General features: G+C 32.4%; 25 protein-coding genes and 1 riboswitch. Of the genes, 21 read left to right on the top strand and 4 right to left on the bottom strand.

Features of this window, described 5'->3' with window-relative positions; translation table 11 throughout:
• The first annotated feature begins 34 nt into the window (after nucleotides 1-34).
• The 11 genes from nagB to BK821_RS02165 all read left to right on the top strand — a co-directional run bounded on the left by nagB (nucleotide 35) and on the right by BK821_RS02165 (nucleotide 10,891).
• The gene (gene nagB / locus BK821_RS02215; protein ID WP_071331086.1) at nucleotides 35-766 is read left to right on the top strand and encodes a glucosamine-6-phosphate deaminase; all 732 of its coding nucleotides are present in this window, start codon (nucleotides 35-37) and stop codon (nucleotides 764-766) included.
• Nucleotides 767-981: 215 nt separating this feature from the next.
• Entirely contained in the window at nucleotides 982-1,962 is a 981-nt protein-coding gene (gene bioB / locus BK821_RS02210; protein ID WP_046837542.1) for a biotin synthase BioB, read from the top strand.
• A 250-nt stretch (nucleotides 1,963-2,212) separates the two neighbouring features.
• The gene (locus tag BK821_RS02205; protein ID WP_071331085.1) at nucleotides 2,213-3,106 is read left to right on the top strand and encodes a DNA/RNA non-specific endonuclease; all 894 of its coding nucleotides are present in this window, start codon (nucleotides 2,213-2,215) and stop codon (nucleotides 3,104-3,106) included.
• A gap of 224 nt (nucleotides 3,107-3,330) precedes the next feature.
• Nucleotides 3,331-4,131: an amino acid ABC transporter substrate-binding protein gene (locus tag BK821_RS02200; protein WP_071331084.1), complete on the top strand. Its 801-nt coding sequence runs from the start codon at nucleotides 3,331-3,333 to the stop codon at nucleotides 4,129-4,131.
• Nucleotides 4,115-4,834 (top strand): amino acid ABC transporter permease, encoded by a 720-nt coding sequence (locus BK821_RS02195; protein ID WP_046837545.1) that lies wholly within the window; start codon nucleotides 4,115-4,117, stop codon nucleotides 4,832-4,834. The genes BK821_RS02200 and BK821_RS02195 overlap by 17 nt, the downstream gene beginning before the upstream one ends.
• A complete protein-coding gene (locus tag BK821_RS02190; RefSeq protein WP_046837546.1) occupies nucleotides 4,831-5,562 on the top strand; it encodes an amino acid ABC transporter ATP-binding protein in 732 nt (243 codons plus the stop codon). Before BK821_RS02195 ends, BK821_RS02190 begins: the two co-directional genes overlap by 4 nt.
• 186 nt (nucleotides 5,563-5,748) lie before the next feature.
• On the top strand, nucleotides 5,749-6,651 hold the full coding sequence (gene coaA / locus BK821_RS02185; protein WP_046837547.1) for a type I pantothenate kinase: 903 nt from the start codon (nucleotides 5,749-5,751) through the stop codon (nucleotides 6,649-6,651).
• Nucleotides 6,652-6,821: 170 nt separating this feature from the next.
• Nucleotides 6,822-8,765 carry a BglG family transcription antiterminator gene (locus BK821_RS02180; RefSeq protein ID WP_063410250.1) on the top strand — a complete coding sequence of 648 codons (1,944 nt, stop codon included), beginning with the start codon at nucleotides 6,822-6,824 and terminating at the stop codon, nucleotides 8,763-8,765.
• Nucleotides 8,766-8,778: 13 nt separating this feature from the next.
• Nucleotides 8,779-9,219 (top strand): PTS sugar transporter subunit IIA, encoded by a 441-nt coding sequence (locus BK821_RS02175; protein ID WP_071331083.1) that lies wholly within the window; start codon nucleotides 8,779-8,781, stop codon nucleotides 9,217-9,219.
• A gap of 5 nt (nucleotides 9,220-9,224) precedes the next feature.
• Complete coding sequence (locus BK821_RS02170) at nucleotides 9,225-9,509, top strand: PTS sugar transporter subunit IIB (RefSeq protein WP_046836456.1); 285 nt, start codon at nucleotides 9,225-9,227, stop codon at nucleotides 9,507-9,509.
• Nucleotides 9,510-9,532: 23 nt separating this feature from the next.
• Nucleotides 9,533-10,891: a PTS ascorbate transporter subunit IIC gene (locus tag BK821_RS02165; RefSeq protein WP_046836455.1), complete on the top strand. Its 1,359-nt coding sequence runs from the start codon at nucleotides 9,533-9,535 to the stop codon at nucleotides 10,889-10,891.
• Between the two features lie 206 nt (nucleotides 10,892-11,097).
• On the opposite strand, the gene panE is transcribed toward BK821_RS02165, so the two are convergent.
• Nucleotides 11,098-12,015: a 2-dehydropantoate 2-reductase gene (gene panE / locus BK821_RS02160; protein WP_071331082.1), complete on the bottom strand. Its 918-nt coding sequence runs from the start codon at nucleotides 12,013-12,015 to the stop codon at nucleotides 11,098-11,100.
• Between the two features lie 248 nt (nucleotides 12,016-12,263).
• A riboswitch (SAM riboswitch) is annotated at nucleotides 12,264-12,370 on the top strand.
• 75 nt (nucleotides 12,371-12,445) lie between these two features.
• Here panE and BK821_RS02155 point away from each other — a divergent pair.
• From BK821_RS02155 to BK821_RS02140, 4 genes are all read left to right on the top strand, one after another.
• Complete coding sequence (locus BK821_RS02155; protein WP_046836453.1) at nucleotides 12,446-13,264, top strand: MetQ/NlpA family ABC transporter substrate-binding protein; 819 nt, start codon at nucleotides 12,446-12,448, stop codon at nucleotides 13,262-13,264.
• An 85-nt stretch (nucleotides 13,265-13,349) separates the two neighbouring features.
• A complete protein-coding gene (locus tag BK821_RS02150; RefSeq protein WP_071331081.1) occupies nucleotides 13,350-14,291 on the top strand; it encodes a lactate/malate family dehydrogenase in 942 nt (313 codons plus the stop codon).
• Between the two features lie 183 nt (nucleotides 14,292-14,474).
• The gene (manA, locus tag BK821_RS02145; RefSeq protein ID WP_071331080.1) at nucleotides 14,475-15,410 is read left to right on the top strand and encodes a mannose-6-phosphate isomerase, class I; all 936 of its coding nucleotides are present in this window, start codon (nucleotides 14,475-14,477) and stop codon (nucleotides 15,408-15,410) included.
• An 89-nt stretch (nucleotides 15,411-15,499) separates the two neighbouring features.
• Complete coding sequence (locus BK821_RS02140; protein ID WP_071331079.1) at nucleotides 15,500-16,393, top strand: ROK family protein; 894 nt, start codon at nucleotides 15,500-15,502, stop codon at nucleotides 16,391-16,393.
• Between the two features lie 259 nt (nucleotides 16,394-16,652).
• Here the strand turns inward: BK821_RS02140 and BK821_RS02135 are convergent, their stop codons facing one another.
• Entirely contained in the window at nucleotides 16,653-17,846 is a 1,194-nt protein-coding gene (locus BK821_RS02135; protein WP_071331078.1) for a GTP-binding protein, read from the bottom strand.
• Nucleotides 17,847-18,123: 277 nt separating this feature from the next.
• Between BK821_RS02135 and BK821_RS02130 the strand changes: the two genes are divergently transcribed.
• Complete coding sequence (locus BK821_RS02130; RefSeq protein WP_071331077.1) at nucleotides 18,124-19,032, top strand: CobW family GTP-binding protein; 909 nt, start codon at nucleotides 18,124-18,126, stop codon at nucleotides 19,030-19,032.
• 103 nt (nucleotides 19,033-19,135) lie between these two features.
• Here BK821_RS02130 and BK821_RS02125 read toward each other — a convergent pair whose 3' ends face one another.
• Nucleotides 19,136-20,428 carry a homocysteine synthase gene (locus tag BK821_RS02125; protein WP_046836447.1) on the bottom strand — a complete coding sequence of 431 codons (1,293 nt, stop codon included), beginning with the start codon at nucleotides 20,426-20,428 and terminating at the stop codon, nucleotides 19,136-19,138.
• Nucleotides 20,429-20,646: 218 nt separating this feature from the next.
• Here BK821_RS02125 and BK821_RS02120 point away from each other — a divergent pair, with 218 nt between their 5' ends.
• The 4 genes from BK821_RS02120 to BK821_RS02105 all read left to right on the top strand — a co-directional run bounded on the left by BK821_RS02120 (nucleotide 20,647) and on the right by BK821_RS02105 (nucleotide 24,793).
• Nucleotides 20,647-21,546, top strand: coding sequence for a PLP-dependent cysteine synthase family protein (locus BK821_RS02120; protein ID WP_071331076.1), 900 nt, complete (start codon nucleotides 20,647-20,649; stop codon nucleotides 21,544-21,546).
• Nucleotides 21,546-22,694 (top strand): bifunctional cystathionine gamma-lyase/homocysteine desulfhydrase, encoded by a 1,149-nt coding sequence (locus tag BK821_RS02115; RefSeq protein WP_071331075.1) that lies wholly within the window; start codon nucleotides 21,546-21,548, stop codon nucleotides 22,692-22,694. Before BK821_RS02120 ends, BK821_RS02115 begins: the two co-directional genes overlap by 1 nt.
• A gap of 261 nt (nucleotides 22,695-22,955) precedes the next feature.
• Entirely contained in the window at nucleotides 22,956-23,660 is a 705-nt protein-coding gene (locus tag BK821_RS02110) for an ABC transporter ATP-binding protein (RefSeq protein ID WP_046836445.1), read from the top strand.
• Nucleotides 23,661-23,662: 2 nt separating this feature from the next.
• Nucleotides 23,663-24,793, top strand: coding sequence for an ABC transporter permease (locus tag BK821_RS02105; RefSeq protein WP_071331074.1), 1,131 nt, complete (start codon nucleotides 23,663-23,665; stop codon nucleotides 24,791-24,793).
• Between the two features lie 93 nt (nucleotides 24,794-24,886).
• Here the strand turns inward: BK821_RS02105 and BK821_RS02100 are convergent, their stop codons facing one another.
• On the bottom strand, nucleotides 24,887-25,369 hold the full coding sequence (locus tag BK821_RS02100) for a thioesterase family protein (protein WP_046836443.1): 483 nt from the start codon (nucleotides 25,367-25,369) through the stop codon (nucleotides 24,887-24,889).
• A 241-nt stretch (nucleotides 25,370-25,610) separates the two neighbouring features.
• Between BK821_RS02100 and BK821_RS02095 the strand changes: the two genes are divergently transcribed.
• Nucleotides 25,611-25,817, top strand: coding sequence for a hypothetical protein (locus tag BK821_RS02095; RefSeq protein ID WP_046836442.1), 207 nt, complete (start codon nucleotides 25,611-25,613; stop codon nucleotides 25,815-25,817).
• The last annotated feature ends 84 nt before the right edge of the window (nucleotides 25,818-25,901 follow it).

The raw sequence follows: 25,901 nt of genomic DNA, 5'->3' as shown, positions 1-25,901 counted from the left end.
AAACATATGAAAAAAGAAAGTGAATGGTGAGAAGATGAATATTTTAAATTTAAAAAATTGTACAATTGCAAGCCAGTATGTTGCTACGGAACTCATAAAGGTAATGAAAGCAAGGCCGAATGCAGTATTAGGGTTGGCAACGGGAAGTACGATGACGGATGTTTATCGATATTTAGTCACATTGATTAACGCTAATGATATGGAATTAAATAGTATCGTGACTTTTAACTTAGATGAGTATATTGGTTTGGCTCCAGATCACAAACAAAGTTATTATACGTACATGCATCAGCATTTATTTAATCATCATAAAGATTGGAATAAAAGTAATATTTACGTACCTAATGGTATTGCTAAAGATTTACAACGTGCTTGTTCTGATTATGAACAAGCACTACGAAATCAAGGGCCGGCAGATATACAAATTTTAGGTATTGGTGAAAATGGTCATATAGGATTTAATGAACCATATTCTCCATTCGATAGTCAAACGAGGGTCATAGATTTAACAGCCTCTACAATCAATGCTAACAGTTATCATTTTAGCCATATTGAAGATGTGCCTAAACAAGCAATATCAATGGGGTTAGATTCCATTATGAGTGCTAAACGAATCATTTTATTAGCTTTAGGTAGCCGTAAGAAAGATATTGTCAAACAGCTGATAGAAGGTCAAATATCAGAAAAGTTACCTGCTTCAATATTACATCGCCATGATAATGTTGAAATTATTGTTGATGATGAGGCATATGGAGCAAATAATTAAATAAAAAGAGCGCGATAATTTCTATCGCGCTCTTTTTAATGAGTTGTAAAGGTAATAATGAATTGTTGTTAATGGTAGTAATTTATAGAAAAAAATCAATAATCCTCTATTTATACAAAGTAATGTATACACTTCTATTTTTATTGTAAACTTATGAATGAAAAAAGTTTACAATAGTGGTATAATCTTTATACATTAGATAAGGGGGAAAAATAATGAAGATAGCGAGTCGTATTTTAGAAGGTGAGTCCTTAACGAAAGAAGAAGCGTTGGCATTATATACAAACGAAACAATAGATACTTTGGATTTGGTTCATGAAGCCTATCAACTACGAAAACATTATTATGGACATAAAGTTAAGTTGAATATGATTTTGAATGCTAAAAGTGGTATTTGTCCTGAGGATTGCGGGTATTGTGGACAATCGCGTGATATGAAAGTTAAAACACGCTATGGCCTTGTTTCTCAAGAGAAGATTACAGAGGGGGCTAGTGTTGCGCATGAAAATAATATTGGTACGTATTGTATAGTCATGAGCGGTAGAGGTCCGAGCAATAGAGAAGTAGATTACATAGCTGACACTGTGAAAGATATCAAACAAATGCATCCACAACTTAAAATTTGTGCCTGTCTAGGCATCGCCAATGATGATCAAGCTGAAAAACTAAAAAATGCTGGTGTAGATAGATATAACCATAATTTAAATACAAGTGAAAATTATCATAGTACTGTAGTGTCTACACATACATATGAACAACGTGTGGAAACTGTAGAAACGATGAAGAAGCATCAAATTTCACCATGTTCTGGTGTGATATGTGGTATGGGAGAAACGAGCCAAGATCGTATAGATATGGCATTCGCTTTAAAGGAAATAGATGCTGATAGTATCCCCATTAATTTTTTACATCCTATTAAAGGAACTAAATTTGGAGATATGGATGAATTAACTCCAATGAAATGTTTACGTATTTTAGCATTATTTAGAATAGTTAATCCTACAAAAGAAATTAGAATTGCAGGAGGTCGTGAGGTGAATTTAAAAGCATTACAATCAACTTCATTAATGATTGCGAATTCAATTTTTGTTGGAGATTATTTAATTACAGGCGGGCAGCCAAATAAAATGGATTTTGATATGATTTCAGATATGGGCTTTGAAATAGATTACGGAAATTTGGTCTCAGAAATATAAAGAACGAGATGATTGAGTGTTGTTATAGATTAGGTTGTTAATAGTAAATAAATAAAACTATGCGCTCTAAAGTGCATAGTTTTATTTATTTTGAATAATGGTAAAATATTTAAAAACTCATAAATTTATATTGGATTACTGATATAATATAGTTAACTTAAATAAGGTCTGTATAAATAATATATAGAAGTACATTATAAGGTTTTTAAGAAATATACTGAAATAATACATAATTAGGAGTCAACGTAGAATGAAATTTATCAAAGTTTTTTTTATACTCATCTTATCTGCAGTTATACTCAGTGGTTGTGATAACAATGGACATGATGTGTCACTTACAGATTTAAAAAAATGGGAAAAAGATATTGAAAATGTTACGCATAGTGTAGAACAACTTGTGTCTAGTAGTACACCAGACTTAAAGAATACGAAAGAAGATCAAGATTTAATTGGTTCACAGACAAATAATGAAAACTATGCGTATATAAACAATAATAAAACTGAGCTAAACACTACAGATCAAAAGAAATTAAAAGAAAAAGGCAATCATAAATTTTGGGTAGAATATCCTGATTTAGATGGTCAAGGGAGAGCAGGACAGGTGACTGCATTAGTTACGAGTGATGCTGTACATAGTCATTCATCGCAAGTGATACAACGTCCGTCTTTTGCTTATGGCGTACATGTTGCTGGGGAATATGAAGATGGTATCTATGATCCAATGAAACAAACTTGGAAGGGCGAACATTCAAACAATAAAATACTGCAATTAGATGGTTATCGTGGATATATTTATAATAAGTCACACTCATTGGCTTGGTCGTTAGGTGGGGATATGGAAACGCATAATTTAACACTAGGCACACGCGCACAAAACGTTGGTACAAATAGAGATAGTGAGGGCGGCGGTATGGGTTATTCAGAAACACAGATTAGAAATGCAATACATGACCAGCCACAAACTAAAGTGTACTATCAAATCACCCCAGTGTATAAGGGGAAGGAATTAATTCCTAGAGGTTCTCATGTAAGAGCATATTCTATAAATGATGATGGCCAGACGATTAATTTAAATGTTTGGGTATCAAATACACAAAAAGGTGTTAACATTAACTACGATAATGGTACATATACGAAAAATTAAATGATAACAAAAAGCTACATTTCAATAATCATAGAAATGTAGCTTTTTGTATAGTTGAAATTGTGACACTGTAAAATAAAGTGCTCAATTAGATTGTGGGGCATATAATAGATTCCAAATAACAAATAACTTGCAATTTTGATAAAAAAGTTATTGACTAAAGGGAAGGATAGGAATAGAATACTTTTATTCCGATTAGAATAATAAGAATAGAGGGGCGAATTATGAAAAAATTATTATACAGTATAATAACATTAATATTAGTTTTGGCACTTGCTGCATGTGGAAACGATAATTCGAATAAAAAAGATAGCGATAGTAAACATAAAACAGCGAGCGAAGACAAAACATTTATAGTAGGTACGGAAGGCACATATGCACCATTCTCATACCATGACAAAAAAGATAAATTAACAGGTTATGATGTAGAGGTTATGAAAGCTGTAGCAAAAGAAATGGGATATAAAGTGAAGTTCAAAGAAACACAATGGGACTCAATGTTTGCCGGATTAGATTCTGGACGTTTTAATGTCATTGCAAACCAAGTTGGTATTAATAAAGAGCGCAAAGAGAAGTATAAATTTTCAGAGCCATATACGTACTCAGAAGCTGTATTAGTTGTAAATAAAAACAATAAAAATATTAAGTCATTCGATGATGTTAAAGGCAAAAAATTAGCACAAACGTTTACATCAAATTATGGAAAACTTGCTAAATCTAAAGGCGCAGAAATTACAAAAGTTGATGGCTTTAACCAATCAATGGATTTATTACAATCCAACAGAGTAGAAGGTACATTTAACGACAATATTTCATATTTAGATTATAAAAAGCAAAAACCAAACGCTAAAGTTAAAGTCATCGAAGGGAATGCTGAGAAGAGCCAATCAGCTTTAACATTCAGTAAAAAAGAAGATGATAAAACAATCGAAAAAGTAAACAAAGCAATGAAAAAATTAAAAGATAATGGTGAATTAGAAAAAATAAGTAAGAAATGGTTTGGCGAAGATGTTTCTAAATCTTAATGATGAACAACAACATGCAATAGATGCAGCAGGTCAAGCGTTCATACCGATGCTTGAAGGGTTAGTAAAATATTCTATACCAATTACGTTAGTGACATTTGTATTTGGTTTGATTATTGCATTACTTACAGCCTTAATGCGTATTTCAACAAGCCGAGTTTTAAGAGGAATAGCACGTTTTTATATTTCAGTCATTAGAGGTACACCAATGATTGTTCAATTATTCATTATCTTTTACGGTATTCCAGAACTCGGTAGGTTGATCACAAACGATTCCGAAAACCAATGGACTTTAGCACCGGTGATTGCAGCGATTATAGGTTTATCTTTAAATGTAGGTGCATATGCCTCAGAAATTATACGTGGTGGTATCATGTCTATCCCTAAAGGGCAAACAGAAGCGGCCTTTTCTATAGGTATGAATTATCGACAAACCATTCAACGTATTATTTTACCTCAAGCGATTAGAGTATCTGTGCCAGCGTTGGGTAATACTTTTTTAAGTTTAATTAAAGATACTTCGCTGTTAGGATTTATATTAGTTGGTGAGATGTTTAGGAAATCACAAGAAGTTGCTTCGACGACTTATGAGTATTTAACGATATATATCCTAGTTGCTTTAATGTATTGGGTTGTATGTTTTATCATTTCAATCGTCCAGAACTTTTACGAATCTTATCTTGAAAGAGGGTATCGTTCATGATTGAATTAAAAAATATTAAAAAGTCATTTGACGATAAATCAGTCATTAAAGGCATAGATTTAAGTGTCGATAAAGGTGAAGTTGTCACATTTATAGGGCGTTCAGGTTCTGGTAAAACAACTTTATTACGCATGATAAATGCATTAGAATTACCAACTGAAGGTATGGTTTATGTAAATGGTGAATCTTATAATAATAAAGATAAAAAATCACAAATTAAAGTACGTAAACAATCGGGCATGGTCTTTCAAAGTTATAACTTATTTCCTCATAAGACAGCATTAGAAAATGTAATGGAAGGATTAATAACCGTTAAAAAGACGAAAAAAGCTGAAGCAGAACAACAAGCACTCGTCTTACTTGAAAAAGTTGGTTTAACTGCAGTGAAAGACCAACGTCCGAATGCTTTATCTGGTGGACAACAACAGCGTGTGGCTATTGCACGAGCATTGGCGATGAAGCCGAAAGTAATGCTTTTTGATGAGCCAACTTCTGCGTTAGATCCAGAGTTAGTAAATGATGTGCTACGTGTAATCAAAGACTTGGCAAATGATGGCATGACAATGATTATCGTGACTCATGAAATGCGTTTTGCTAAAGAAGTGTCCAACAAAATTGTATTCATTCATGATGGTATCATTGCCGAAGAAGGTCCACCAGAACAATTATTTAATCATCCTAAGACAACAGAACTACAAAGGTTCTTGAATATGATTCGTGAAGTCTAAATTTGAATTGAATAATGTTGTTAATAATCAATAAAACGACATAAATTACAAATATCCCTATATTATGGATTTCGAATCCATGATTAGGGGTATTTTTGTATATTGTGGTAAAGTAATTTTAAGATTTATTTCAGTATTAGAAAATATAATTAAAAATTATTTACTCAAAAGGAGTTAAAGTAAGATATGTATTTTACTAAAAGTGAGTGGCTCAAAAATGAATTTTCAAAAACAATTGATATCCAAAATTTAGATTTACAGAAAATCGTAAGTTTAAATGACAAATTAACACAAAAAGAGATTTGTGATATCTATATACCACTAGTGGAATATTTAAGTGAAAAAGTAAAAAAAGAGAAGGCCTTTTTAACTTATGTTCAAGACAATATTTTAAATAACAAAAAAGAAATTCCATTTATTTTAGGTGTTTCTGGTGGCGTATCAGTAGGTAAAAGTACATTGTCGAGATTATTTTTAGAACTATTACGTTTATACAACCCTAATTGGAAAATTGATTTAATTACGACTGATGGTTATATTTATCCTAAACAAAAGCTATTTGAAAAAGGAATAATGACTAAAAAAGGCTTTCCAGAAAGTTATGAAACAGAAAAACTAATCAAAGACTTGAAAAAAATTAAATATGGTCATGAAAATGTGCCTACCTATACATATTCACATTTGACATACGACAGGTTGAAAGACAATTATTATTACGTAAATCGACCAGACATACTTATTATAGAAGGCGTGAATATATTTCAAACGAATAATTATTCAGAGGAATTAGTGAGTGATTATTTAGATTATAAAATATATTTAGATAGTGAAATACCACAAATGAAAAAATGGTATATAGAAAGGTTCTTTAAATTACAACAAGAGGCATTTCAAAATCCAGAATCCCATTTCTACCAATATAAAGATTTAAATAAACAAGAAACAGAGAATCTAGCTATTGAATTATGGGAAAATATAAATGAAGTTAATATTAATAAAAATATTCTTCCTACTAAAAAAAGGGCAGATTTAGTACTGCACAAAGATGCTAATCATGAAATTGATAATATAAATTTCCAAAGATTTTAGCATGTATAGGAGATAAATTAAAAGACATATCAAATATGAAAAAAGCATTCTATAATTGAAAATAGGATGCTTTTTTTGATGCGCAACTTTTCGTATTTTATTACGAAATAGATTACACATCTACTATCTATAGAAAGCGTTTACAATGTAACTGTAAGGAGGTTGCTAATGTGTTAAGCAAGAGACAACATCAGATACTAACGTTCTTACTTGAGCGAAAGGCCTTTGTTCAAATTCATAATTTAGCAATGCAATTCAATGTATCGGAACGAACGATTCAATATGATTTAGAGTACATTGAAAGTATGGAACAACAATTAGATTTAAACATTCAACGTAATAAATATAAAGGTATTAAAATCAGTACAATTAACAAGCGAGTGGAAGCTATAGAACCACGATTTACGGCAGGTACATTACATTATTCCAAAGACGAGCGATTATTATATATTACTTTGAAATTATTTGAATCTATTGAACCGACGTCATCTCAAGAGTTGGCGACGATAGTGTCAGTAACAAGACGTACAATCGTTGAAGATTTAAAGCGAGTGCAGTTATGGCTCGAGCAACAAGGATTGAAACTGGCGTATAAGAAAAACAAAGGTTTTGTAATTCAGGGTGAAGAAAGCGCCTTTCGTAAAGCTTATGCGATACGCGTACATGATTATTTTCAAACGCATACTCATCAGATAGGGCATCAACTTTTTTCAAATAAAGAATTAGAACAAATTCGTTTATCGGTAACATCAATTTTGTTAGCTGCAAATTATCAACTGGTACAAAGTGCAATTGATGGTTTAATTTATCATATTTTAATTGCAATTCATCGTGCCAATGAAAAATTTGTATTTGAAATTCCAGACAAAGAATATGAAAAACTTAAGAATACTGAACAATTTCGAATCGCATTACAAATTCAACGAAAACTAGAAGATATTTTTCAAATTCATTTTCCACAGAGTGAAGCAGCATTTATTACATTGCATTTATTAGGTGCTAAAACAGCAGAAATAGGTGAACTGAATCATGAAATTGATGATTTAGAAATTCTGACAGAACAATTAATCGAACGCATGAGTGGGGAACTAGGTTTAGATTTAATGTCAGACCGTAAATTATTAAATGGTTTAATCGTACATCTTAGACCTGCAATTCACAGAATGTTATTTGACATGACACATCAGAACCCATTGAATGAAGAAATTCATAATCAGTATCGACATATTGTAGAAGGTATTCAAAGACATATGTGGGGAATTGAAGAAAATTTTCAAATTGAATTTACAGATGATGAAATATCATATATTACCTTACATTTTGCATCAGCGATTGAGCGTATTTCAGCTATAACAACAAATGCGATAAAAGTTATTTTACTTTGTGGTTCAGGGATAGGAACATCTCAATTGTTGAAAAGTCGAATAGATCATATTTATCCAGAATTAGAAATTGTAGATGCTTATTCTATATATGAAATTGATGAAACATTACTGAGACACGAAGGTATAGATTATATTATTTCCACAGTTCCCTTTGAAGAAAGTACAGTACCAGTCATTCGAGTGACGCCATTTTTAAATAAAGATGATAGAAAGCAGCTCAATGAAATCATCAATCACGCTAGAGAAAAATATGTCAATGAAGTAAGAGGTCTAGGTCCCACCTTACAAGAAGTATTGCCACAATCAAGAGTTTTAACACATCAACCCACATTGGCAAGAGATGATGCAATTAAGCAAAGTGTATCGTTGCTAGTCAAAGATGGTGTTGTAAATGATGCCTATGCTGATGAAATCATTGAGCAACTAGATGCTTTTGGACCATATATGGTCATTAGTAAACACATTGCACTGATTCATGCTAAACATAATCATGTCAATAAATCAGTTGGCTTTAGCTTGATTCATTTTGAAAAAGGCGTGAATTTTAATCATCAACAATATGATCCAGTGCATATTATTATTACGTTAGCAACGGAGCAACCGCAAATTCATTTAAATGCGCTAAGACAATTTAGTGAATTAGTGATGGATGATAAAGCAAGACAAACATTATTTTCAGGACACTTGCCAGATATAATGTCATGTATTTATAAAGTAAGTCAACATTAAGGAGGGGATATAGGTGAGTTTGGAAATTTTGTCAGCGGACAAGGTTCAGATACAAGATCAAGTTTCTAGTTGGGATGAGGCTATTACAGTTGCAGCAATGCCTTTATTAGATCAAGGTTATTTTGAGCAAAGTTATATAGATGCGATGATTAAAAGTGTAGAAAAATTAGGCCCTTATATTGTTATAGCTCCTGAGATAGCTATTGCTCATGCAAGGCCCAATGATGATGTGCATCAAGTTGGATTAAGTTTATTAAAGCTTAATCAACATGTGGGATTTTCTAAAGATGGCCATTACGCCTCTCTAATATTTGTATTGAGTGCTGTGGATAATCAAGGTCATCTTGAAATATTGAGAAGCTTAGCAACAACACTAGGGAACCAAGATATTGTAGAAAAACTATTAGCTTCTAAAGAAAAAAATGAAATTATAAAGATATTTAAAGGAGAATGATTAATATGAAAATTTTAGTTGTATGTGGTCACGGTTTAGGAAGTAGCTTTATGGTAGAGATGAATGCACAAGAAGCACTGAAACAATTAAATGCACCGTCAGATATCAAAGTTGAACATAGTGATGTTATGAGTGCAAGTCCAGAAATGGCAGATTTATTTATATGTGGTAGGGATTTAGAAGAGAACACTAAAAATTTAGGTGATGTCATTGTGTTAGATAACATTTTAGATAAAGATGAGTTACAAAACAAATTAAATGAAAAATTAAGTGAATTGAATATTTTATAAATTGTAAGTAAGGGGGTAGCGTTATGAAACCTATACTAGATTTTATTGTAGATGTATTAAGTCAACCAGCGATATTAGTTGCCTTAATTGCATTGATAGGATTAATTGTACAGAAAAAATCAGCAGCTGATATTACATCAGGCACGATTAAAACAATTCTTGGATTTTTAGTACTGAGTGCAGGCGCCAATGTTGTCACACAATCATTAGAGCCATTTGGAAAAATATTCCAACATGCTTTTGGTGTGCAAGGCGTTGTTCCTAATAATGAAGCGATTATATCTATCGCTTTAGAACAGTACGGCACAACAGCGGCTTTAATTATGGTGTTTGGAATGATAGTGAATATAATTATTGCGCGTATCACAAATTTAAAATATATATTTTTAACGGGTCATCATACTTTCTATATGGCGGCTTTCTTAGCCATATTATTGTCAGTAGGACATATCACTGGTACGCTAACTGTGATTATTGGATCTGTTATTTTAGGTTTGATTATGGCAATATTGCCAGCCTTAGCGCAGCCAACAATGCATAAGATAACTGGAAATAATCAAGTAGCTTTAGGACATTTTGGCACAGTGAGTTACTGGGCTGCTGGTCAAGTTGGAAAATTATTCAAAGGAAAGTCTAAATCTACTGAAGAAATTAACTTTCCTAAAGGCTTAAGTTTTCTTAGAGAAAGTACAATTAGTATATCATTGACAATGATTTTATTATATTTCGTTGCATCGTTATGTGCTGGTCCTCAATATGTACATACAGAAATTAGTGATGGTCAAAACTTTATAGTCTTTTCATTAATTCAAGGTGTTACTTTTGCAGCAGGTGTATTTATTATTTTAACTGGTGTTCGTTTGATATTAGCAGAAATTGTACCTGCATTTAAAGGGATTTCTGAAAAACTTGTACCTAATACAAAGCCAGCTTTAGATTGTCCGATTGTTTTCCCTTATGCACAAAATGCAGTGTTAATTGGCTTCTTTGTCAGCTTTATCGTTGGTGTATTGGGAATGTTTTTACTCTTCTTGTTTGGTGGAGTAGTCATCTTACCTGGTGTGGTAGCGCACTTCTTCTTAGGTGCAACTTCCGGTGTGTTTGGAAATGCGCGTGGTGGTATTAAAGGCGCTATCGCAGGATCAGCGTTAAATGGTATACTTATTACATTTTTACCTCTAGTATTTTTACCATTCTTAGGAGATCTTGGTGGTGCAGCAACGACTTTCTCTGATACTGATTTCCTAGTAGTAGGTGTTGTAGTAGGCAATATTGCTAAATATCTTGGACTCATCGGTATTATCGTGTTAATTGTTATTATTGCGGCACTAGCAATGTGGTTACAAAAACGTACAAACCAAAAAGAAATAAAAGAACAATAGGTTAACGTGATATAAATTTTAATCTATATGATTTAAAAAGAGGCATAGTAAGCATATATAATATGCTTACTATGCCTCTTTTTCACTAATATGAGCTGTACTTTGAATTATAAACCTATCACGGATAATAAAATTTAGAATTTATTGTCTGCTGCCGTGATAGGAGTAATCAAACTGTATAGATATTTAATAGCTTTGCTTACTATTTAATGTAGCATTTCTTTGTAAACTTTGTGACTTTGATAGACACAAGTTAATAAAGGGGCATTAATTTTATAATATTTAGCTAACTGAAGTAAGTATCCTTGTAAATGATCTGCTTCAATGTTAAATCCTTTTTCCATATCTCGTTGCATAGATGTTTTAAAATGATAAGACAATTGTTGAAGTGATTTCATATATTGATCTACGATGTTATGTGAAAGTGGAGCACCATGAGCACGCATGATAGATGATGCCTCATTATATAAGGATTCAATAAAGTCACCACCGCCTTCACTATCACGGATTGGACCGATTGGTGCATGCATCAATGTCGTTACACTTGAGAGTACAGTAATCATTAAATATTTATGCCACATACCTTGTTTGATATTGGGGGTTAAGACGAATTCTGCTTTAGTATTAGAGAAAGCTTGTGCAATATGTTTTGAACGCTTACTATTATTACCATCAATTTCACCAAAATATAGTTTGTCAAAAGGGCTTGTATGAATGATTTCGCCTGCTGTGTCTAAAGTGGTTTCAATGACACAGTAACCCCCTAAAATTTTATCTTTACCAAAAGCTGATTGAAGTTTTGGTATATGCGCAACACCGTTAAGTACTGGAATGATAGATGTCGTACTATTTACGAAAGGCTTTAAATCTTCAATTGCATGATCTAAATGATAAGATTTGGATGATAAAATGACTACATCGAAAGGTTCAACGCGATCCTCTTTAGTGATTAATTGTGGTTTGAAACTATAATCCCCTTTTTCACTGTGTATGGTTAAGTCGTATTTATCTAAAAATGATTTACGCTTTGGACGTACAAGAAATGTTACGTTTTGTCCACTTTCAGCCAAACGTCCTCCATAATAGCCACCAATACCGCCGGCGCCCAAGACTAGTATACGCATATAAACAACTCCTTAGTTATGTATTAATTATTTAATAATATACATATACCACTTATTCAAGTTAAATACGCATTTTATATAAAATGTATATTCTAGTATTTTAATTTGTGAAGCTAGTGTTTCACATGGAACAATATCTAATAGAATTCATAAATAATACGCTTAAATAATTTGGAATTTTCTAAAAACTTATTGACTAATCATGAGCACAATGCTAGGATTAAAACAATTCAATTACATAGGTTTTACTCTTATCCAGAGTGGTGGAGGGATTGTGCCCAATGAAACCCAGCAACCGTCGTTTAACGAAATGGTGCTAATTCACAGAAAGTAGTGTTACTTTCGGAGATGAGAGAAGGTGTAAGCTTTCTCTAAAAATCATGAGAAAGCTTATTTTTTTAGACTATTAAAAATAAAGGAGTACTAAAATATGAAAAAAATAATCAGTTCAGTTACATTAGTAATTTTTGTATTATTGCTTACAGCATGTGGTAATACAAATGGTAAAAATAATGATAAAAAAATTACAATAGCAGCATCACCAGCGCCGCATGGTGAGGTGCTTGAACATGCTAAAGAAGAAATGAAGAAAAAAGGTTATGATTTGAAAATAAAAACAGTTAATGACTATAAAGTGCCGAATAAATTATTAGATAAAGGGGATGTGGATGCAAACTTTTTCCAACATGTACCATATTTAAAAGCTGAAAAAGCAGATCATAATTACAATATTGAAGAAGTAGGAAAAGTGTTTACAACGCCCATGGGTGTGTATAGTAAGAAATATAAAGATATCAAAGACATACCAAATGGATCGAAAATTTATGTATCGAATAATCCAGCAGAAGAAGGGCGTTTCTTATCTTTCTTTGTGAATAAAGGCTTAATTAAAATTAAAAAAGGTGTAAATATTGAAGATGCTAAATTTGAAGATATTGTAGAAAACAAGAAAAACTTAAAATTTAATAATCAGCAGGGTGCTGAATTTTTACCTAAAACATATAATAGTAAAGAAGGCGCGGCAGTCATAATGAACTCTAACTATGCTATTGATAATGGGTTAACTCCACATAAAGATGCGATAGCAGTGGAAGGAAAATCTTCCCCATTTGCTAATATTTTAGCTGTACAAAAAGGACATAAAGATGATAAGAAATATCAAACGTTAATAAAAGTGCTCCAATCTAAAGACATGAAGTCATTTATAGAGCAAAAATATGGAGAAGATGTCATACCTTATCAAAAATAATGTAGATAATCAAATTACAATCTTTATATAGTTAAAATCAATAAACATATAGAACTTAAAATGGATGAAGTAGGGAAGGGATAAAATGTCTAAATTAGGTATTGTAGGTCTTGGAAGAGTAGGAAGCCAAATATTAACTGATGTTCAAAATTTGAATTTATTTTCCGAAATCATATTGATAGATACAAATAAAGAAGTGGCGAGTGGTGAAGCTTTAGATCATTCTCATATACAAGGTTTGTCAAATTCTACAAATATAGATATTCATGTAGGAGATTATCAAGAATTAGCAGATGCCTCTTTTATTATTATAGCGTCAAGCGCACCGACAGACCCGAATGAGGGGGATCGTGTGTTACTCGCACAAGATAATCGTCAAATGATTGAAGCGGTTATGTCACAAATTCAACAAGTTACACAAGAAGCGATTGTAATCTTAATATCAAACCCAGTAGATACGATTACTTATATAGCAAATCGATTTGATTATCCGGCGCATAAATTAATAGGAACGGGTACTTCTCTAGAAACATCAAGATTTAAAACATTAATCGCAAATCACTATAAAATAGACCCTAAAAATGTTGAAGCCTTTGTAATAGGAGAGCATGGACAACATGCTTTGCCAGTTTGGAGTAAAGTACGTATTCATGGAATGTCGTTAGATGAATTTGAAGCATTAACTGATGTTCCAGAGATTGATAAAGCAAATATTAGTGCGAAAGTAGATCAAGTTTCTATGGATGTTTTTTATCAAAAAGGTTGGACGAATGCTGCAATTTCTAAAGTGACAGTAAATATTATACAGGCCATTGCACTCAACCAACGATCAATTATCCCATTAACAACTATTAATTATGAATTTGGTTTAACAGATAGTGCATTTAGCTTACCTACACTAATTGATAGAGAAGGTGTCATTCAACGATTTGAAATAAAATTAAATCAAAGTGAATGGATTCAACTTAAAGCAGCGCATCAATATATCAAGCAAACAATTAACCAAGTATTAAAAACAGATAAGTGATAATTATATTATTGTTTGAACAATATAAGCTATAGCTGGTTTCATAATTAATATATGAAATCAGTTTTTTTACAGGTGAAAATGGAAACGCTTTAATAAAATGTTATAATGTATTACTGAGACGAGATGGGAGAAATTAATATACGATATACTAAATAAAATAAAGAATGGAGGTACAAAGCAATGCCATTATTTTTAAAACCTGTGTTTCAAGAACGTATCTGGGGTGGCACAGCGCTCAAATCATTTAATTACGATCTACCAAATAATCATATAGGAGAATGTTGGGCGATATCGGCACATCCTAACGGCCCAAATAAAATTGAAAACGGCAAACATAAGGATAAAACACTAGAAGAAGTTTGGAATGAAGACAAGAGTTTGTTTGGTGAAACCAGTGAAGCAAAATTCCCATTGCTTACTAAAATCTTAGATGCCAATGATAAGTTATCTGTCCAAGTCCATCCAAATGATACATATGCACAAATTAATGAGGGAGAGTATGGTAAAACAGAATGTTGGTATATATTAGATGCTAAAGAAGATGCAGAAATTATTTATGGTGTGAATGCAAAGGATCAAGATGAATTAGCACAAATGATAGATAATGCACAATTTGAGGACTTATTTCACACAGTAAAAGTGAAGCCTGGAGACTTTTTTTATGTACCAGCGGGAACTGTTCATGCTATTGGGGAGGGCATTTTAATATTAGAAACCCAACAGTCCTCAGATACCACATATAGAATTTATGATTATAATCGTACAGATAAAGATGGTAATACAAGAGACTTACATTTAGAACAAAGTAAAGCTGTCATTAATCTCAATACGCAAACACCCAACACCATCCCTAAATATGAAATGATTCAAGGTCAATCATATACGCAGTTTGTTTCGAATACATTTTTTACAGTTGAACGTTGGATTATTTCAGGTAGTTTAACATATACAAAGCCCTATCATTATTGTCTCATCTCCATTGTGGAAGGGCAGGGTGTTGTTACTATTGAAGAGGAAGTATACCAATTAGAAAAGGGGATACATTTTATATTAACGACTGAGGATAAGGATATAGCATTTAACGGTGACATGACAATGATAGTTAGTCATGTATAAATGGCGCATTATAACTAAATAATGAAGTACTTTCAGTAGAGGGAGTATATCATCACTATATTGAGAAAAAATAATGGAGTTGGTAGCAAATGTTGAAAATTTGTGTTGATATTGGTGGAACAAAAACCATCGTAGGTCTAATTAATGAAGATTTGAAAATTATAGACAGTAAAAAATTTGAAACAAATAAAGTTGACCCTACAGCGCAGTTTAATGAAATTTTGAAAATTGCGAAACAGTATGTGACTGATTTTAAAAGTATAGATGATACAGTATTAAATATCGCTATGCCTGGTCCGTGTGATTACACGAAAGGCTTATTTTTAAATCCTCCTAATTTACAAGCTTACAATGGTTTTAATGCTGAATCATATATCACAGAACATAGTGATTTTAAACCTCAATTTGTTAATGATACAGATGCTGCAATTCTAGCAGAGTATCAATATATTGAAGATGGAGTGGAAGATTTTATATATTTAACGATTAGTACTGGCGTAGGTATGGCATATGTTCGAAAAGGGAAAATTGTATCGGGTGTGGATGGTAATTTCGGAGAGATAGGTCACACTGTCATTAAAAGTAACAGTGATTATAAGTGTCCGGTTTGTCAGCAATATGGTTGTGTGGAAAATGAAATTTCTGGATCAGCCATTAGTAGAAAAGCAAGTGAAATATTAAATAGAGTAGTCAGCACAAGAGAAGCGATACAAATGTATATAGACGGTGACAATAAAGCAGTCAAAGATATGATAGAAGAAGTAATTAAGTTAACGCAGCAGCTTTGTATCAATTTATTTAGCGTGTTTAACATTTATTATATAGTTCTTGGTGGAGGTGTCACACAAAGTTCACTTCCATATAAAGAAAGCATTAAATCATATGCAACAGCCCATCACTTGATTCGTAATAGCACTTTCAATGTTGAAGTGAGTCACTTAGAGGCTAATGTACTTACAGGTTTATATTTTGTAGGTAAATAAACATAAGAAACTTCACAATTTCAACGAAATCTTCCTCTGTAAGTTCTGATTAAAATTGAGGGAAGCGTCGTGAATTGTGAAGTTTTTTGAATATATTTGTTTTTCTAAATAAGTATAAGCTAAGCGTATAAATCATTGGAATGTTTTAAAATCTATATGGTTTGATTAATAAAGGTTAGTCTTCGGTTTGTGTGCGCGTTTTATAGAGGGATGTCTAAAAACGCCTTTACTGTGAAGTTCTTTAGAGCATAGGGAGTATTTATTGTATGCTCCAATGATAAGGGTCTTTAAGCGTACCCCAATTCTGCTCAATTTCAGTTGAATTTAGTAAACAATTATCAAGCCCCTTTGTTATTTTTTCTTCATCTAAATCGGTTCCGATAATGACAAACTGAGTATGTCTGTCTCCATATTGAATGTCCCAATTTTCTCTTACATCGTCTCGTTCTTTTAGGATCAAACGTTGTTTAGAAGCTTCCATAGCTGCTACCCAGTATGTCACGGGCTTTAAGTCGATTGCTGAGCCCGCTTGTGAAAGTAGGCAAGCAACTTGATTGTATTGAGCTAGCCAGACAATACCTTTAGTACGGACGATATTTTTATCAAGATGTTCCAACCAGTGATTGAAGCGGGCGGCATGAAAAGGTAAAGTCCTACTATAAACCATTGAAGAAATACCGTATTCTTCAGTTTCTGGTGCGTGGTGCGTGTGACCGCCATTTGTCAGTTCTCGTAGCCAACCTGCCGAGTTACTGGATGTTTCATAATCAAAGCGTTTAGTATTTAACACATCTTTTATATCTACTTGACCAAAAGTTGTACTAATGAACTTTGCTTCAGGCTGTAGTTTTCGCAACACAGTTATAAGTTTTTCTAATTCCTTTGAGCTAACTAAATCTGTTTTGTTTAATATTAAGACATTACAAAATTCAATTTGGTCAATTAATAAATCAGCAATTGTCCGTTCATCCTCAGCGCTCACGCCTTGTTGTCTATCTATAAGTAAATCCTCTGAACGAATATCATTTATAAAACGATTGGCATCAACTACTGTAACCATGGTATCTAGACGACATAATTTTGATAAGTCGATACCCATATCTTCGTCCATATACGAAAATGTTTGCGCAACTGGGACAGTTTCTGAAATACCTGTTGACTCGATAATGATTTGATCTATCCCTCCCTTTTTACATAGGTACTCAACTTCTTTAAGTAAATCTTCACGTAGTGTACAACAAATACAACCATTAGATAATTCAATTAATTTCTCATCTGTACGAGAAATCCCTCCACCATCTGCAATTAAATCTTTATCAATATTAATTTCACTCATATCATTAACAATTACAGCGATTTTTAAATTTTGGCGATTATTTAATACATTATTCATTATTGTCGTTTTACCTGATCCTAGATAACCACTTAATACGGTAACTGGTATGTTATTCATTGAAAATTCCCCTCATTTTAATATTATTCGTCATATTGACTAATATAAACTTTAAACGTATACTTATAAAATGTAAATAGGAATCATTCCTATTTATAAAAATATACTTGAATTATCCAGTTAATCATTTCCTTGGAAATATTTTCAACAAATTAAATGGTATTAGCTGAAACAACAACGAGATGTGAAGCATCATATAAAGGTAAATATCAAGGACAATCAACAACTACAGGAAGTATGAGTTATAAAGATTTAAATAATGGAAGTGTGTGATAATATGGAAATTGTTATTATCGGTGGATTTTTAGGCGGGGGAAAAACCTCAGTTTTGAACCATTTAATTCAAGAAGCACTGAATAACGGTAAGAAACCAGCAGTACTTATGAATGAATTCGGTGAAAAAAGTGTAGATAGTTATTTGATAAATCGTAATATACAGGTTAATGAAATCGTAAATGGATGTATATGCTGCGAATTAAAGACGGATGTCACAAAACAATTACATGAAATTTATATGACTTTTAAACCTGATATTGTCTTTATAGAATGTAGTGGTATAGCGCATCCAAGTGAGGTATTAGACGCATGCTTAACGCCTGTACTTGCGCCATTCTCAAAGGTCATAAGTATCCTTGGCGTATTAGATGCCCATTTATATTATAACTTAGAGAAATTACCGAAAAGGATACAAAAGTTAGTAGATGTCCAGTTACAACATTGTTCAAATATACTTCTAAATAAAGTTGATTTATTAAATTCAGAGAAAATATTGGAAATATTGAATGTACTAAAGCGTAAACATCCCAAAATTAAATGCTTTATAACAAAATATGGTGACATTAAGATACAAAATATAACAATAGCTGAAGAAGAAAAATGGATTAAAAAAAGTGATGATCAAATTTTTCATGGGAGTATAGGTCACTGTTTATATCAATTTTCATCGAATTGGCATAAAAATGATTTTATACATTGGATACAAAATTTACCATCATACGTGTATAGAGTTAAAGGATTTATAGATTTTGGTGAGAACGGCTTGAAAAGTCAGATTCAGTATGCAAATAATCAGTTAAATATACAAACGACAGATTTGAATGTGGATAATTATATTGTCATTATAGGCCACAATATAAATAATGACGAAATTATTAGATCAATTAAGCAATCTAAAAAAGATATATAAGTATAACTTCTATACTGTTACTATTTATAAATAGAACTTAAGCAATAAAACAAACCAAATGCTATTACAGCACTTGGTTTGTTTACATTTATATTTATTTTTCTTAAGCGTTTCCTAGTGATGCTTTAAAACTTTGGTCAATGTCAGAAATAATATCGTCAATTTTTTCTGTACCAACTGATAATCTAACAAGTTCTGGGACGACACCTGAAGCCTGTTGTTCTTCAGGTGATAATTGTAAATGTGTCGTACTGGCTGGATGTATAACTAATGATTTTGAATCTCCAACATTTGCTAAATGTGAAAACAACTTTAAGTTTTCTACAAATTTACCAATATCTTCTACGCTGCCATCAACACCAAATGTAAGTATTGCGCCTTGACCATCTGGTAAATACTTTTGACCCAATTCATAATATGCGTTACTTTCTAACCCTGGATAGTTCACCCATGTCACTTTAGGATGTTGTTCTAAAAATTGCGCTACACGTAGTGCATTTTCTGAATGACGTTCTAAACGAAGATGTAATGTTTCTAAACCAATTAAAAATTCATGAACATTAAATGGGGATACGGCTGAACCTAAGTCACGTAATAATTGAACACGAGCTTTTGTAATATAAGCGGCATCACCAACATCATTAACATAAGATACCCCATGATAACTTGAGTCTGGTTCTACTAATCCTGGGAATTTACCGTTATCCCAATTGAATTTACCGCTATCAACAATTACGCCCCCAATCGACGTGCCATGCCCTCCAATAAATTTAGTTGCGGAATGAATAATAATATCTGCTCCATATTCAAAAGGACGTAATAAATAAGGCGTAGGGAAGGTGTTGTCTACAATAAGGGGGATATCATGGTCATGTGCAACTTTTGCTACAGCTTCAATATCTAACACATCAATACGTGGATTACCAATTGTCTCTGCATAGACAACTTTTGTCTTATCAGTAATTGCATGTGCAAAATTTTCAGGGTTACTAGGATCTACGAATGTAACTTTGATACCTAGTTTTTTAAACGTTACATTTAGTAAATTGTATGTACCTCCATATAAATTAGAAGAAGCGACAATTTCATCACCAGATTCTACAATATTTAAAAGTGCAAGATGGATAGCTGCTTGACCTGATGAAGTGGCTAAAGCGCCAACACCACCTTCTAAAGCCGCAATACGTTCCTCAAAAACGTTTTGAGTAGGATTCATAATTCTAGTATAAATATTGCCTTCTTCTGCAAGCGAAAATAATTTTTGTGCATGGTCTGTACTATCGAACACGTAACTGGAAGTTTGATAAATAGGGACTGCACGTGCTTTTGAAAAGTCATCTACCTCTTGTCCTCCGTGAATAGATAACGTATCTAAATGCCAAGATTTTTGAGTCATAAAACAAACCCTCCTATAAGATTGAATTTTCTGATAATTACAACTATACAAGAGCTTAAATGCTATTTCAAGTTTTCTTACTAAAAAGCTAGGAATTGTAAAAGGCATTTTACAATATTTTAAAAATAATATTTGCAAAACATGGAATAATTAATTATAATTCTTATCAGTATAGTAGGGAATAGAAAAAGGAATAACTGCATGTATGGAGGACTATGATGATTGGGTATGATTTAATAGGCAATACACCGCTTGTATTATTAACATCTTTTAGTAATGAGGATGTACAAATCTATGCTAAATTAGAACAATTTAATCCTGGCGGGAGTGTTAAAGATAGATTGGGTAAGTTTGTAATAGAGCGCGCATTGGAGAAGAAGTTAATAAACAAAGGTGATACTATTGTAGAAGCTTCAGCAGGTAATACGGGTATTGGATTAGCGATTTCAGGTAATCATTTTGGCATCCATACAGTTATTTTTGTGCCTGGAGGTTTCTCAGAAGAAAAGATATCTATTATGCAAGCCTTAGGTGCTGAAATTAAAAGAACTGATAAAGCATTGGGCATGAAAGGGGCTCAAAATGCAGCCAAACAATATGAAGCAGATACTGGAGCACTATATATAAATCAATTTGAAAATGAAGATAACCCTAGAACTTATGCGCATACTTTAGCACAAGAAATTACATTAGAGTTACCTGAAATAGATTACTTTGTTGCTGGTGTCGGCTCAGGAGGTACATTTTCTGGGGTTGCTCAATATTTGGCATCATTTGATGTCGAGAGTGTCATTGTAGAACCTGAAGGTTCAATATTAAGCGGAGGTAAACAGCATCCACATGATATTGAAGGTATCGGATCGGAACAATGGCCACGGTTTTTACCTCGTTCATTGGTAAGTGATATTGTGAAAGTAAGTGACAAAGAAGCTTTCAATAATGTAAAGCAATTGGCTAAAAAAGAAGGCTTATTTGTTGGTAGTTCTTCAGGGGCTGCGTTACAAGGGGCGCTAGAAGTAAAGAAACACATCAATAAAGGTGTCATCGTAACAATATTCCCAGATGGTAGTGATCGTTACATGTCTAAACAAATATTTGATTATAAGGAGAATTTATAATGAATAAAAAAACACAATTAATTCACGGCGGATTAACGACAGATCCTTACACAGGCGCGGTAACAACACCGATTTATCAAACAAGTACGTATATCCAAGATGAGATTGGTGATTTAAGACAAGGCTACGAATATTCACGGTCAGCAAATCCGACACGCAGTGCTTTAGAGGGTGTTATTGCTGATTTAGAGCAAGCTCAGTATGGTTTTGCTTTTGGTTCTGGGATGGCCGCAATCACTGCAGTAATCATGTTATTAGATGAAGGCGACCATTTATTGTTAAATTCTGATGTCTACGGTGGGACTTATAGAGCATTAACAAAGGTCTTTACGCGTTACGGTATAGAGGTAGATTTTATTGATACTACACACATTGACCAAGTAGAGCAATATATTAAACCAGAAACAAAAATGTTATATATTGAAACACCTTCTAACCCTTTATTACGTGTTACAGACATTCAACAAACAGCGGAAATTGCTAAGAAATATGAGTTGATTTCTGTAGTGGATAATACATTTATGACGCCTTATTTTCAAAATCCATTAGTACTAGGCATTGATATTGTATTACATTCAGCTACGAAATATTTAGGAGGGCATAGTGATGTTGTCTCAGGATTAGTTGCTACAAGCGACAATAATTTAGCAGAGCGCATCGGCTTCATTCAAAATTCAACGGGTGGTGTCTTAGGACCCCAAGATAGTTACTTATTGATACGCGGTATTAAAACACTTGGTCTGCGTATGGAGCAAATACAACGTAATGCGCTTGCAATCATTGAAATGTTACAACAGCATCAAGCGGTAGAACAAGTATTCCATCCAAGTATTGAAACACACTTAAATCATGATATTCATCAAGCACAAGCGGAGGGACATACAGGTGTTATTGCTTTTGAGGTTTCTAATATAGCTAGTGCTAAGGCAGTTATCCGTGAATTACAATATTTTACGTTAGCTGAAAGTTTAGGAGCAGTAGAAAGCTTAGTCTCTGTCCCAGCCTTAATGACACATGCTTCTATTCCCAAAGACGTTCGTGAAAAAGAAGGTATTGCAGATGGTCTTATTCGTTTATCGGTAGGTATTGAAGATACTGAAGACTTAGTTGAAGATTTAAAACAATCTTTAGATAAATTAAATAAATAACACAAAGTTAGATGTTAATATAAAATAACCTAGGAAATTATTCCTAGGTTATTTTATATTTTAGTAATTTTTAATGATTGAATATATGAAAGGACTATATATAAAATAGTCTGTTTTTGAGAGTACTATGAAATAAAAATAAGGTCATTAAGCATATGACTTATAGGGTAATTAATACGTATATATAATTTGTTAACACACTTTAGTGTAGTGTTACATTTGGAAGGTATGAAAATTATTGCGAAGTAAGGGGTTAAAGAGATGATAGAAGTTCATAATATTAATAAGTCATTTGACAAAAAACATATACTTAAAGATATAAATGTTACTTTTGAAAAGGGGAAAATTGTCGGACTCATTGGACCCTCTGGCACAGGAAAAACGACACTCATACAATGTATATTGGGTATGGAAAAAACAGATACAGGTTGGGTAACAGTAAATGATAGAGAAATTCCAAATAGGAAAGTATTGAAAGATATTGGCTATATGGCACAAAGTGATGCTTTATATGAAGATTTAACAGGTAAGGAAAATTTGAAATTCTTCGCTGGAATCTATATTAAGAAACGTAAATATATTAAAGAACGTATTAAAAGTTGTAGTGAAATGGTACAACTTCAAGATGCGTTAAATCAAAAGGTATCTACATATTCTGGAGGCATGAAAAGACGACTGTCTTTAGCGATTAGCTTTTTACAGGACCCTAATATTTTAATTTTAGATGAGCCTACGGTCGGTATAGATCCCAAATTGAGACAAGCTGTATGGCAAGATTTAGAGGAGGCGAAACAAAGAAATAAGAGTATATTGGTAACGACGCATGTGCTAGATGAAGCTTCTCGCTGTGATAAATTATTACTAATGAATCACGGAAAAATTATTGCTTCAGGTTCGCCTGACGAATTAAAGCAGCAATATAATGCAAAGACAATTGAAGAAGTATTCTTGAAGATGGAGGATTAATTATGAAGTCATTACACATTGCGAAACGTATATTTAAACAAACGATTAGAGATATCAGAACGCTAATGCTGTTATTAGTTGCTCCAATACTTATTTTATCATTACTATATTATATATTTTCCGTTTCAGATAATACAAATGGCGTGAAAGTAGGCGTTCAAAATGTGCCACAAACGCTTGTAGCTGAATTACATAAACAAGATATTTCCACACAAAACTATACGAGCCATAAAAATATAGCTGATAAAATTAAAAAAGGGGAGCTTACAGGATTTATCTATCAAAAAGGTGGTAACTTGCATGTTACTTTAGCTAATGATAATCCAACAGAGTCAGGAACATTAGCTTCTACAAATCAAAAATGGGTCATTAGTCATAATATGGGACAAATGAAAGCTAATACAAATCAACTACAAAAGGCCTTAAGACAAGCTAACACTCCCGAAGTTATTCAAACAGATGCAGGTAATAATGATATGAGTAAAGAGCCTATGAATATAAAGACGCATTATTTATATGGTGATAAAGATTCGACATACTTCGATATGATCAATCCGATACTAATTGGTTTCTTTGTATTTTTCTTTACGTTTTTAATATCAGGAATCGGGTTATTAAAAGAAAGAACATCTGGTACTTTAGAAAGGTTACTGGTCTCACCCATTAAGCGTAGTCAAATTATTTTTGGCTACATCATGGGTTATGGTCTGTTTAGTATTATTCAAACTTTTGTGGTAGTAATGTTTGCTATTTATGTATTGAATATTGCTGTTCAAGGGCCGATTTGGTTGGTGTTAGTGACTACAATTTTAACTGCACTCGTAGCATTAACGTTCGGTATTTTATTATCTACCTTTGCATCATCAGAGTTTCAAATGATTCAATTTATTCCACTTGTCATTGTCCCTCAAGTGTTATTTGCTGGACTGATACCAATCGCATCTATGAATGTGGGATTACAATATTTTGCGCACCTTATGCCATTATTCTATACTGGACAAGCAATGCAAGATGTCATGATTAAAGGTTATGGTATAGAAGATGTTTATATGAACTTAGCGATATTATTCGGCATATTTGTTGTCCTATTAATTTTAAATATTTTTGGGATGAAACGATATAGAAAAGTATAGAAAGTTTAATTCAAGTCATTGTAATAAAAATTTTTATCATATTAATATAAGAGGCCTAATCAAATTATGAGATTTTGATTAGGCCTCTATATTTTATATGTTACTTTTAATTTTTGGAATACCTATGACATGCCCAAGTTGTTTTGGAATTTCAAACGGTTGTTGTTTGTCAAAGTAGCTTTTAATTTTTTCATATATTGCTTTTGGAAATGTTGTACTGCGACGAGTTTGGTTATCCACACACATCATAATGACTTCATAAGTCGCAATGCGTTCATTTTGTAAGTTATACATTGTAAGGAATAGATGGACTCTCTTTTGATCATAATCATAAATATATGGTTTGATATAAAATGCTTCATCGAGTAATAACTCTTTCAAAAAAGATATATGTGCTTCGACACTAAAAATAGTGACGGCTTGATTTTGTCTATATGATACTGTGAAATCTATTGAATCGAAAAAGCCAACGACTGCATCACTGAAAACTGAATAATATTGTGCGTCATGCATATGATTGTTATGATCTATCCAAGATTGTTGCACAGTGTTCTTATAAATATATAGTTCAGTCATAAGATCACTCCTATAAAAATTTTACTGTTAATATCTATTATTTATTGTACCAATAATAAAAATAAGAAGTTAGCAATTTGTTTTATTATAAATAAAAAATAGCGCAATTTAAAAGTGGGTGGTGTACCAATTCTGTTATATATAAGTAAAGTAGTGCTTTATGTATGTAAATGAAAATATAATTAAAGAGATAGTGTTACGATAGAACTGTACTATAATACATAGGAAGGGGTTCTGTGTGATGTTTTTGATATCATTGATAGTGTTTTTTATATCTTTAGTCTTACTTATTTATTCAATTGCCTTATTAATGGGGAAAGATGGATCATTATTTAGTTTATTTACGAAAAAAGAAAATGCATTAAGCAAAGGACAGAAATTATTAATTTATATTGCAACAATTGTATTATTATTAATTAGTGTGATAGGGCTACTTAGTACATTATAATATTTGGTATTTAATGAAGCGTAAGAAACGAGGCATATAGATAAGAGGGTCATCAGTTCAGTCTGATGACCCTCTTACTTTTGG

The sequence above is a fragment of the Staphylococcus sp. LCT-H4 genome (assembly GCF_001866145.1).
Classification (GTDB): Bacteria; Bacillota; Bacilli; order Staphylococcales; family Staphylococcaceae; genus Staphylococcus; species Staphylococcus succinus.
The sequence above is the reverse complement of the archived record's forward strand: the minus strand, read 5'-3'. Positions and strand labels throughout refer to the sequence as shown.

Bases quoted from the DNA above. Each gene is read 5' to 3' on its own strand.
- nagB (WP_071331086.1), top strand. From the start codon at position 35: ATGAATATTTTAAATTTAAAAAATTGTACAATTGCAAGCCAGTATGTT.
- bioB (WP_046837542.1), top strand. From the start codon at position 982: ATGAAGATAGCGAGTCGTATTTTAGAAGGTGAGTCCTTAACGAAAGAA.
- BK821_RS02205 (WP_071331085.1), top strand. From the start codon at position 2,213: ATGAAATTTATCAAAGTTTTTTTTATACTCATCTTATCTGCAGTTATA.
- BK821_RS02200 (WP_071331084.1), top strand. From the start codon at position 3,331: ATGAAAAAATTATTATACAGTATAATAACATTAATATTAGTTTTGGCA.
- BK821_RS02195 (WP_046837545.1), top strand. From the start codon at position 4,115: ATGTTTCTAAATCTTAATGATGAACAACAACATGCAATAGATGCAGCA.
- BK821_RS02190 (WP_046837546.1), top strand. From the start codon at position 4,831: ATGATTGAATTAAAAAATATTAAAAAGTCATTTGACGATAAATCAGTC.
- coaA (WP_046837547.1), top strand. From the start codon at position 5,749: ATGTATTTTACTAAAAGTGAGTGGCTCAAAAATGAATTTTCAAAAACA.
- BK821_RS02170 (WP_046836456.1), top strand. From the start codon at position 9,225: ATGAAAATTTTAGTTGTATGTGGTCACGGTTTAGGAAGTAGCTTTATG.
- BK821_RS02165 (WP_046836455.1), top strand. From the start codon at position 9,533: ATGAAACCTATACTAGATTTTATTGTAGATGTATTAAGTCAACCAGCG.
- panE (WP_071331082.1), bottom strand. From the start codon at position 12,015: ATGCGTATACTAGTCTTGGGCGCCGGCGGTATTGGTGGCTATTATGGA.
- BK821_RS02155 (WP_046836453.1), top strand. From the start codon at position 12,446: ATGAAAAAAATAATCAGTTCAGTTACATTAGTAATTTTTGTATTATTG.
- BK821_RS02150 (WP_071331081.1), top strand. From the start codon at position 13,350: ATGTCTAAATTAGGTATTGTAGGTCTTGGAAGAGTAGGAAGCCAAATA.
- manA (WP_071331080.1), top strand. From the start codon at position 14,475: ATGCCATTATTTTTAAAACCTGTGTTTCAAGAACGTATCTGGGGTGGC.
- BK821_RS02140 (WP_071331079.1), top strand. From the start codon at position 15,500: ATGTTGAAAATTTGTGTTGATATTGGTGGAACAAAAACCATCGTAGGT.
- BK821_RS02135 (WP_071331078.1), bottom strand. From the start codon at position 17,846: ATGAATAACATACCAGTTACCGTATTAAGTGGTTATCTAGGATCAGGT.
- BK821_RS02130 (WP_071331077.1), top strand. From the start codon at position 18,124: ATGGAAATTGTTATTATCGGTGGATTTTTAGGCGGGGGAAAAACCTCA.
- BK821_RS02125 (WP_046836447.1), bottom strand. From the start codon at position 20,428: ATGACTCAAAAATCTTGGCATTTAGATACGTTATCTATTCACGGAGGA.
- BK821_RS02120 (WP_071331076.1), top strand. From the start codon at position 20,647: ATGATTGGGTATGATTTAATAGGCAATACACCGCTTGTATTATTAACA.
- BK821_RS02115 (WP_071331075.1), top strand. From the start codon at position 21,546: ATGAATAAAAAAACACAATTAATTCACGGCGGATTAACGACAGATCCT.
- BK821_RS02110 (WP_046836445.1), top strand. From the start codon at position 22,956: ATGATAGAAGTTCATAATATTAATAAGTCATTTGACAAAAAACATATA.
- BK821_RS02105 (WP_071331074.1), top strand. From the start codon at position 23,663: ATGAAGTCATTACACATTGCGAAACGTATATTTAAACAAACGATTAGA.
- BK821_RS02100 (WP_046836443.1), bottom strand. From the start codon at position 25,369: ATGACTGAACTATATATTTATAAGAACACTGTGCAACAATCTTGGATA.
- BK821_RS02095 (WP_046836442.1), top strand. From the start codon at position 25,611: ATGTTTTTGATATCATTGATAGTGTTTTTTATATCTTTAGTCTTACTT.